2 protein-coding genes (1 of these 2 only partly in view) are annotated in these 1,059 nt (G+C 67.1%); one reads left to right on the top strand and one right to left on the bottom strand.

Translation table 11 applies throughout. The annotated features are described in order from the left end of the window. Window positions 1–368, bottom strand: the start of a protein-coding gene (locus K789_RS0103600; protein ID WP_024365565.1) for an FdhF/YdeP family oxidoreductase. The gene continues 1,978 nt to the left of window position 1, outside the view; 368 of the gene's 2,346 nt are visible here — the first part of the coding sequence; it begins with the start codon at window positions 366–368; the stop codon falls past the left edge of the window. Window positions 369–582: 214 nt separating this feature from the next. Here K789_RS0103600 and K789_RS0103595 point away from each other — a divergent pair. Beyond that, window positions 583–1,059, top strand: a 477-nt coding sequence (locus K789_RS0103595) for a dienelactone hydrolase family protein (protein ID WP_029704421.1), incomplete at its 3' end; no start/stop codon positions are given.

Below are 1,059 nucleotides of genomic sequence, written 5' to 3'. Positions count from 1 at the left end.
AGCCGGCCCTGCATACCCAGCCAGTACTCGGAGCGGGTCCGCAGCTCGCTGACCGAATGCTCCGCCCAGAACCCTGTGCCAATCACCACCGGGGTGGCCTCCCAGGTGACTGCCTTGGCGCCGTTTTCACAGAACTCGAACGCCTTGCGGTGGTCCGGGTCCGGCCAGGCACAGCTGGGGCAGTCGAAGCCGTCCTTCTGGTTCATCGCCAGGACGGTTTTGCGCGTCCGGTTCACGCCCATGTGTTTAATCGCGGGCTCCATGGAGTGCAGCACCCCCGGGATGCCGGCGGCCCAGTCCTTTGGACCGTCCCCGACCTCGAGGTCCTTTTCGTCGTATTCCTCGACCTTGGGATTCTTGCGGCTCACGTGAACTTCCCTTCTGCAACCACCGCCTGTTCAGGCTGGTGCTCCTCTACTACCAAGCACACTACCTTTTGGCCTGTATCAGGCCTATCAGTTGGTCCGGAGCGCCGCAAGGGATCTGCCGTCGACGGCGGCGCCCCAGGTCCGTAGCATGTGCGGTAGGCGGGGCGGCTGCAGCGCAACAGAGAGTGCCGTCCCGGAACCGAAGGGGACCTGCATGCCGGAGCAACAGGAAACGCTGGAGGGCTTCACCGAGTCGACCTTCAGCCACGGGGGCATCCAGCACCAGGTTTTCCGGGCAGGAGCGGGCCCGGCCGTGGTCCTGATCCACGAGATCCCCGGCATCCATCCCGGGGTGCTGGGCCTCGCCCGGCGCCTGATCGCGCGGGGCTACACCGTCTACCTTCCGTCCATGTTCGGGCGGCCCGGCGGAAAAGCAGGCGAGGGAATCGTGAAGTCCATCGCGAGGGTCTGCATCTCCCGTGAATTCGCTGTGCTGGCGAACCGGAGCAGCCCGGCGACGGGTTGGCTGCGCGCCCTTGCTGCCAAGGCACACCAGGAGTGCGGCGGTCCCGGCGTCGGGGCAATCGGGATGTGCATGACGGGCAGCTTCGCCCTCGCCATGGCCCTGGAACCCGCCGTCCTGGCCCCGGTCATGAGCCAGCCAGCGCTCCCGGCGGGCCTGACCGCGCGG

It is taken from the genome of Arthrobacter sp. TB 26, from assembly GCF_000427315.1.
Classification (GTDB): Bacteria; Actinomycetota; Actinomycetes; order Actinomycetales; family Micrococcaceae; genus Arthrobacter.
The sequence above is the reverse complement of the archived record's forward strand: the minus strand, read 5'-3'. Positions and strand labels throughout refer to the sequence as shown.